At 44.5% G+C, this 7,993-nt stretch carries 7 protein-coding genes, 1 tRNA gene and 2 riboswitches; of the genes, 7 read left to right on the top strand and 1 reads right to left on the bottom strand.

Features of this window, described 5'->3' with window-relative positions; genetic code table 11:
- Positions 1-110 precede the first annotated feature (110 nt).
- Positions 111-201: transfer RNA gene (locus BSR11_RS09760), tRNA-Ser, on the top strand.
- 15 nt (positions 202-216) lie between these two features.
- On the opposite strand, the gene BSR11_RS09755 is transcribed toward BSR11_RS09760, so the two are convergent.
- Positions 217-774, bottom strand: a complete 558-nt coding sequence (locus BSR11_RS09755; RefSeq protein WP_083544945.1) for an IS630 family transposase — start codon at positions 772-774, stop codon at positions 217-219.
- Between the two features lie 215 nt (positions 775-989).
- Positions 990-1,063: riboswitch (Fluoride riboswitch) on the top strand.
- A gap of 318 nt (positions 1,064-1,381) precedes the next feature.
- Here BSR11_RS09755 and BSR11_RS09750 point away from each other — a divergent pair.
- The 6 genes from BSR11_RS09750 (at position 1,382) to BSR11_RS09725 (ending at position 7,990) form a co-directional block, all read left to right on the top strand.
- On the top strand, positions 1,382-2,728 hold the full coding sequence (locus BSR11_RS09750; protein WP_072670220.1) for a voltage-gated chloride channel family protein: 1,347 nt from the start codon (positions 1,382-1,384) through the stop codon (positions 2,726-2,728).
- Between the two features lie 60 nt (positions 2,729-2,788).
- Positions 2,789-2,887: riboswitch (TPP riboswitch) on the top strand.
- A 109-nt stretch (positions 2,888-2,996) separates the two neighbouring features.
- A complete protein-coding gene (gene thiC, locus BSR11_RS09745) occupies positions 2,997-4,931 on the top strand; it encodes a phosphomethylpyrimidine synthase ThiC (RefSeq protein ID WP_072670219.1) in 1,935 nt (644 codons plus the stop codon).
- A 3-nt stretch (positions 4,932-4,934) separates the two neighbouring features.
- Positions 4,935-6,233, top strand: a complete 1,299-nt coding sequence (locus tag BSR11_RS09740) for a thiamine phosphate synthase (RefSeq protein ID WP_072670218.1) — start codon at positions 4,935-4,937, stop codon at positions 6,231-6,233.
- Entirely contained in the window at positions 6,220-7,023 is an 804-nt protein-coding gene (locus BSR11_RS09735; protein WP_072670217.1) for a HesA/MoeB/ThiF family protein, read from the top strand. Before BSR11_RS09740 ends, BSR11_RS09735 begins: the two co-directional genes overlap by 14 nt.
- Entirely contained in the window at positions 7,020-7,226 is a 207-nt protein-coding gene (thiS, locus tag BSR11_RS09730; RefSeq protein WP_072670216.1) for a sulfur carrier protein ThiS, read from the top strand. The genes BSR11_RS09735 and thiS overlap by 4 nt, the downstream gene beginning before the upstream one ends.
- Before the next feature lie 2 nt (positions 7,227-7,228).
- On the top strand, positions 7,229-7,990 hold the full coding sequence (locus tag BSR11_RS09725) for a thiazole synthase (protein ID WP_072670215.1): 762 nt from the start codon (positions 7,229-7,231) through the stop codon (positions 7,988-7,990).
- Positions 7,991-7,993: the final 3 nt, after the last annotated feature.

Genomic DNA, 7,993 nt, shown 5'->3' with positions numbered 1-7,993 from the left:
CCATGTGAGAGTAGAACATCGCCAGGCTTTAATACTGGTTTTTAGACTTAAGGTCTGAAGACACAAACTCAATAAAGCAGCCAATCAGACTTTATCGAGTAACAATTTGTGGAGAGATGGCTGAGTGGTTGAAAGCACCGGTCTTGAAAACCGGCGATGGTTAATAGCTATCCTAGGGTTCAAATCCCTATCTCTCCGCCACCATTTAAAAAGCCGCTAATTTATTAGCGGCTTTTTTTCATTTCCCTCGATCATAGATAATACTACTACCAATCTCTTTTGTACCAATCTGGCTTCATCCTGAAACCAGACATCAACACGCTCTAAAGCAATATGTCCTGGGATCTTAAGGATCGTTTCAATTTTAAATTTTTTAAAATCGTCTTGGATTGGCTGGGATTGATGAGGGGGCTTGGAGCGAGATGTTATCCAAGAGAAGCCCATGTGATCGAGCAGGCAATAGATAGAATCAGGGTGGTAGTGCTGGCCAAATTCTTTCAAGATATAGGCATAGATATCTACACCAGTAAGCCGTCCACCCTGCGTATCATGAGCTTTATCTTTGATGTATTGGCTCAATTGCTCTCTTTGCTTGGAAGTTAAGAATGGTGGTCGTCCCGTTCTTGGCTTTTCTTTCAGCCCTTCTAATCCTTCCTCAAGAAAAGTTTGAACCCACTTATTAACACTGGTTCGGCTGACCTTAAGAAATATGACGATTTGGGTGCGAGAGTGTCTATCTTTGAAATGGGCGAGGGCCAGCAATCTCATTTTCATTTGAATGGATTTTTGCTGATTGGCGAGCTTTTTAAAGTCGATATTATTAAGGCTATTAATGGCGAATGAGGGTAGTAATTAAATAGCCTTAATCAGATCATATTTTTATTTAGATTAGTATTAAACAGCAGGGAACCTCGTTCCATACCAAACTTAAGGTTTAGGCAGAAATAAACCTTATTTCAAGTATTGTTTAATGCTATTGGTTAGGTAAAATAATATCAGGTGATGATGTTCCACCTAGCAGTTATGCTAAACCGCTTTTTAAGCTGATGACGTCTGTACATGCAATGATAACAAGATAGGTTCTTGTTGTGTCTGTGTACAGCTCATTTAGCTCATCACAGAATCATTGCGTTTTATCCCTTTTATTAAGAGTGAAGCAATGATGCACACTTCAACGATTCAATTTTATCCTTACATCCTTTATTGCTTATTATTCAGTTTGATAAAGTTAATCCTTTTTAAAGATGTTTAATCAGTGTTTTGCCACGTTATTTACATTAATCACGACTATTATTATGCCTGTTATCTATTTAGTTAGAGCTGGATTTCGTTATTGAATGATGATTGGCGGAAGTGTAGCAAATCATTGGGAGTATAAATTTTGTTGATCAAATCTCTGGATCATTTACCTCACGTTGTACTACAAACATTACGTTGGACATTGCTAGTGACGCCATTAGCAATTTTAGTCGGTTTAATGAATGCTTTTTTCTTATGGGCTTTGGAAGTTGCCACTCAGACTCGTGTCGACAATCCGTATTTAATCTATGGACTTCCTATTGCTGGTTTGGGGTTGGTATTTTTTTATCGCCAATGGGGAGGTCTTTCTGAGCGCGGTAATAATCTGATTATCGACCAAATTCATCAATCGAATGAGAAAATTCCTTTTCGAATGAGTGTTTTTGTACTTGTCGCTACAGTGGTTACCCATTTATTCGGTGGCTCTGCGGGACGGGAAGGTACAGCGGTGCAAATTGGCGGTGCGGTATCGGCTTGGTTTAGTCGCGTGTTTAAACTGGATGAATCTGATCACCGCTCCATCTTGGTAGCAGGAATTGCCGCGGGGTTTGGCTCGGTGTTTGGAACCCCGATTGCCGGAGCCATTTTTGCGGTAGAAGTATTGTCAGTCGGTAGAATTAAATATCAAGCATTACTGCCGGCATTGATTGCTGCGGTTTTAGCGGATGTGGTATGCAGTGCGGTAGGGGCTCATCATACTCACTACAATATCGGCTTTGCTCAGTTCAGTAGTTTGTTTGAGCACCCTATATCGATTGATTTTATTTTAACTGGCAAGATATTGATTGCTGGCGTGATATTTGGCTTAGTGGGTTTGTTGTTTAGTGAACTAACATCAGGCTTGAAAGCTTGGTTTATCCGTTGGTTACGCAATCCATATTTGATCGTGTTCTGTGGCGGTTTGTTAGTCGTTGCTATCGTTAAGTTAATTGGTAACTATGATTATATAGGCATTGGTGTTTACCCTATACGCGAAGGAGGAGTAAGTATCACTTCTGCTTTTGAGGCCGGTGGCGCTGAATGGAATAGTTGGATATTGAAGTTGATTTTGACGGCTATTACTCTAGCCGCTGGCTTTAAAGGTGGTGAAGTTACTCCCTTATTCTTTATTGGAGCCACATTAGGTAATTTCCTCGCATGGCTAATGGGGGCTCCGGTTGAGCTATTCGCTGCGCTAGGTTTCTTAGCGGTGTTTGCTGCCGCCGCCAATACTCCTCTAGCTTGCATCATTATGGGGGTTGAATTGTTTGGGGCCGATCATCTTATTTACTTTGCTTTAGTCTGCTTCATTGCCTATTACGCCAGTGGTCATAGTGGTATTTATGGCTCACAACGTATTGCGGTGGCTAAACGCATTTCTCCTTATCAACCAGCCAAACTAAACCAAACCGTTGGCCAAGCGATGGCGAGTAAAAAGAACAAGCAATAACTATTAACTATTTTACGAGTCTATCGAGATTGATAAATTCATATAATCTTGTATGCTAGTTTTCACTTGTCGGAGTGCCATATGGCTGAGACCGTTTATTCGGGATCCGTTGAACCTGATCAGGCTAATACCTGCGAAGGGAACAAGAGAAGACAATTTATGGTGTCTTATCATTAGTCCTATCTATATACACCATTAATCTGTTGATCCCCTCTTGTCGCATCTTTCCGTCAAGCATTATCCCTAATGAATAACACAGGAAAATGCTATGTCGATTCGTAAACAAGCGAGACTGGAAGCAAAACAGTTTATTGATTCACTTTCAGTTCAACCTTATCCAAATTCTAACAAGATTTATATTCAAGGCTCTCAACCAGATATTCGCGTACCAATGCGCGAAATTACTTTGGCTGACAGCTTGATTGGTGGCACTAAACAAGCACCGATCTATTCAGCAAATCAACCGATCCCTGTTTATGACACCTCAGGTGTGTATACCGATCCAAATTATACGATCAATTTAAAGCATGGCTTACCTAAGCTGCGTGATTCATGGATTGCAGAGCGTGGTGATACTGAAACGCTACCGGTGATGAGTTCAGAGTTTGCTCGTCAGCGTTTAGCCGATGAAACTCTCGATGAGCTGAGATATGGTCAGTTACCTGACATTCGACGCGCTAAAGCGGGTAGACGAGTCACTCAGTTACATTATGCTAAACAAGGCATCATTACTCCTGAGATGGAGTTTATCGCCTTACGTGAAAATATGGGCCGGCGAGAGTATCAAGATCAGCAGCTTAATCATCAGCATCCAGGTGAAAACTTTGGTGCTCATTTACCTGCTGAAATTAGCGCTGAATTTGTCCGTCAAGAGGTTGCGGCTGGACGAGCGATCATTCCTTGTAATATCAATCATCCTGAATCTGAACCCATGATTATCGGCCGTAACTTTTTAGTCAAAGTGAACGCGAATATTGGTAATTCTTCAGTGAGCTCTTCTATTGAAGAAGAGGTGGAGAAATTGGTCTGGGCTACCCGTTGGGGGGCAGATACGGTGATGGATTTATCCACTGGACGTAACATTCATGAAACTCGGGAGTGGATTTTACGTAATAGCCCAGTACCTATAGGCACGGTTCCTATGTATCAAGCGTTAGAAAAGGTTAACGGGGTTGCTGAAAATCTGACCTGGCAGGTGATGCGCGATACCTTGTTAGAGCAGGCGGAACAAGGGGTCGATTATTTTACCATTCATGCTGGCGTACTGTTACGTTATGTACCGATGACCGCAAAACGTGTTACTGGAATTGTTTCGCGTGGAGGCTCTATCATTGCCAAATGGTGCCTTGCTCATCACCAAGAAAATTTCTTATACACCCATTTTCGTGAGATTTGCGAGATCTGTGCCCAATATGATATTTCTTTATCACTTGGTGACGGCTTACGCCCTGGCTCGATTGCCGATGCGAATGATGAGGCGCAATTTGCCGAATTAAGAACCCTTGGTGAACTGACTAAAATTGCTTGGGAGTATGATGTTCAGGTGATGATCGAAGGCCCTGGGCATGTACCCATGCATATGATTAAAGCCAATATGGACGAGCAACTTAAGCATTGTCATGAAGCGCCTTTTTATACCTTAGGTCCTTTAACCACGGATATTGCACCGGGTTATGATCACATCACGTCAGGAATTGGTGCGGCGATGATAGGCTGGTTTGGTTGCGCCATGTTGTGCTATGTGACGCCTAAAGAGCACTTAGGATTACCGAATAAAGAAGACGTAAAAACCGGCTTAATCACCTATAAGTTGGCGGCTCATGCGGCGGATTTAGCTAAGGGCCACCCCGGTGCTCAGGTGAGGGATAATGCGTTATCCAAGGCTCGTTTTGAATTTCGTTGGCAAGATCAATTCAATCTGTCGCTTGATCCGGTAACTGCTAAGGCTTTTCATGACGAAACCTTACCGCAAGAATCTGGCAAAGTTGCTCATTTCTGTTCAATGTGTGGTCCCAAATTTTGCTCGATGAAGATCTCTCAAGAAGTGAGAGAGTACGCTAACGATGCACAGCAAGTGGCAGCGGATCAGGCTATTTCGGTCACTATGCTGGAAAGTCCTTTACAAGGTATGCAGCAAAAATCGCAAGAGTTTCGAGCCTCCGGCTCACAGTTGTATCATCCGGCGGTGACAGTGGAGGAGTAAAGCGTGAAACTATTCATCCCTGCTCATTGTATTGAGTTAACGGGAGCCGTGCAGCAAGTCTTACTACTTGCTAAGCAGCAAGGTTTTGCGATCGAATCGATTGAGTTGGGCGTTAGTCCAACCCAATCGATACAGCTGCTTGGTCAGCATCGTTACTCGTTGCAGACGGATCTCTTTCCTTCTTTCTCAGGCTCAGAACCATCACGGCAAAACTTGGCAGCTATTGCCATTGGCTATCAGTCGAGTACGAGCGATAGTGATATTGATAACCTAAGCCCAGCTACCTTGCTGATTGGCGCTACCTATAAAGGTCAGCAAAGGGATATTTGGCGTCACACCGATGGTGAATTAAGGTTCCTATCGGGGGCGACGTTATCTCCAGCTCAGGCTTGGCATCATTTAGCGTGGTTGGTAACGGCACTGTGTTTAGAGTTTCCCCTTGAAGATGCCCTATGTCTCGCTCGGGCAGCGCTGAATGTTTCACGTGAAACATGGCCAAAGGAGTATGTGTATTTCCCAACGGTGCAGTCTTGCTTGAGCGAGGAAACTGAACAAACGGTAGCGTTCAGCTTTCCTTCACTGGCTAAACAGAGTTTAGGTCTTTATCCGGTGGTGGATAATATCGCTTGGCTAGAAACCTTGCTTAAGCTCGGCATAAATACACTTCAGCTACGGATAAAAAATCCTCAGCAAACGGATTTAGAACAGCAAATTGTTCGTGCGATTGAATTGGGCCGTCAATATCAAGCTCAAGTCTTTATTAATGATTATTGGCGATTAGCACTTAAACACGGTGCATTTGGCGTTCACTTAGGCCAAGAAGATCTACAAACAGCCGATCTTCATGCTTTAGCTAAGGCTAACATTCATCTAGGGCTATCAACCCATGGTTACTTTGAATTACTCACCGCGTTAAAAATTAGACCGAGTTATATCGCATTAGGGCATATCTTTCCTACCACAACCAAGCAAATGCCTTCACGTCCTCAGGGGTTGGTTCGTTTGGCGCTATACCAGCAGTTAGTAGCTAGCGGTAGCCACTATTTATCTTCAGCGCCCGCTAGCGATCACAAGTCATCCATAGAGCAAGCCATAGCCTTACCAACGGTAGCGATCGGTGGCATTGATGTAACCAATATTCGATCAGTGGTGGAATGTGGCGTTGCCAGTGTTGCCGTCGTCCGTGCCATTACTGAGGCCGATGATGTACACGCCGCAGTTAAGCATCTCCAAGCTGAACTAGCCAGTAAGCCGCAGGAGCGAAAGCTATCAACTCAGGAGGTGGCCGATGTTAACGGATAAGCAATTTTTACGTTATCAACGTCAGATTTGTTTGCCTGATATTGCTGAGCAAGGGCAAGCCACCTTGCTCGCGAGCAAGGTGTTGATTATTGGTTGTGGCGGTTTAGGCAATGCGGTTGGCCAATATCTTGCTGCTGCAGGGGTTGGCCAACTGATCCTTGCCGATGATGATACGGTGGAAATTTCTAACTTATCTCGACAAATCGCTTTTCACACTGATCAAGTAGGAATGTCGAAAGTCTCTGCTTTACAGCAATCTCTACAGTGCTTAAACCCTGAAGTACGCATCCGTTGCGTCAATCGGCGGATGGATGAGGCGCTATTAAATTTAGAAGTACCGATGGCAGATATTGTTGTCGACTGTAGTGATAATAGTGTCACGCGCTTTGCGATAAACCAAGTTTGTCTCCAGCATGGTGCTGTACTGATTTCTGGTTCAGCGATTGGTTGGCAAGGTCAATGTATCGCGTTTGATTTTCGCCAGCCACATACCGCTTGCTATCGTTGTTTAGTGGCCGAACATCTTTCAACGCGCAATTGTCGTGACAGTGGGGTCGTCGGACCGGTCGTCGGCATGATAGGTAATCTACAGGCCTTAATGACCTTACAAATCTTGCTCGATATTGGCCCGGTTAAATTTCAACAGCTGCACTATTTTGATGGACACAAGTTAAGTTGGCAGCAATGGCGACTAGCGACTGATCCTCATTGTCCGGTGTGTAATTCATCATCTTCAACTGCAACGTCATCTTGTCCTGAACATTTTCACCAAGCGGAGATTGCCCAATGACGATCAATGTCACCATCAATCAACAGGTGCAGCAATTAGCACAACCGATCACCATTGCTGAATTACAACAGCAATTACAGTTACCCACCGTGGGCAGTGTATTTGCACTGAACGATGGCATTATTCCCCAAGGTTTATGGGAGCAAACCAAAGTTAACGACGGTGACACGATTGCCGTATTTCAAGCCATCGCAGGAGGTTAATGATGTTAACTATTGCAGGAACTCAGTTTCAATCACGATTATTAACTGGCACTGGCAAGTTTGCCAATCGTCAGACCATGGCAGCTGCGATAGCCGCCAGCCAATCGCAACTGGTGACGATGGCTTTAAAGCGAGTCGATTTACAGCATCGAGAAGATGACATTCTTGCACCTTTGATCGCGGCTGGTGTCCAGCTATTGCCCAATACGTCGGGAGCGAAAACCGCCCGTGAAGCGATTTATGCTGCCCATCTTGCTCGAGAGGCGCTGCAAACCCATTGGCTTAAATTAGAAATCCACCCAGACCCGAAATACTTAATGCCTGATCCGATCGAAACTTTACTGGCCGCTGAACAGTTAGTGAAAAAGGGATTTACTGTTTTGCCTTATTGCCACGCCGACCCGGTGCTATGCAAACGCCTAGAAGAGGTGGGGTGCGCGGCAGTTATGCCATTGGGAGCACCGATTGGAAGTAACCAGGGGTTAAGAACACAAGACTTTTTACGGATCATCATTGAACAAGCCAAGGTACCGGTGATTATTGATGCCGGCATTGGTGCGCCTTCTGATGCGATGTTAGCGATGGAAATGGGCGCCGATGCGGTATTAGTCAATACAGCGATTGCTACTGCCGCGGATCCCGTTTTAATGGGGCAGGCTTTTAAGCAAGCGGTCGAAACCGGACGCTTAGCTTATCAAGCTGGCCTTGCTGTTCGTGGTCAACAAGCGATGGCATCAAGTCCGTTGACCGCTTTTTTGGATTGATAT

Origin of the sequence: Vibrio injensis (assembly GCF_001895205.1) — a bacterium.
Taxonomy (GTDB): Bacteria; Pseudomonadota; Gammaproteobacteria; order Enterobacterales; family Vibrionaceae; genus Vibrio; species Vibrio injensis.
This window is presented reverse-complemented; position numbering and strand designations above follow the sequence as displayed.

Coding starts and splice junctions, on each gene's coding strand:
- thiS (WP_072670216.1), top strand. CDS start 7,020: ATGACGATCAATGTCACCATCAATCAACAGGTGCAGCAATTAGCACAA.
- thiC (WP_072670219.1), top strand. CDS start 2,997: ATGTCGATTCGTAAACAAGCGAGACTGGAAGCAAAACAGTTTATTGAT.
- BSR11_RS09725 (WP_072670215.1), top strand. CDS start 7,229: ATGTTAACTATTGCAGGAACTCAGTTTCAATCACGATTATTAACTGGC.
- BSR11_RS09755 (WP_083544945.1), bottom strand. CDS start 774: ATGAAAATGAGATTGCTGGCCCTCGCCCATTTCAAAGATAGACACTCT.
- BSR11_RS09735 (WP_072670217.1), top strand. CDS start 6,220: ATGTTAACGGATAAGCAATTTTTACGTTATCAACGTCAGATTTGTTTG.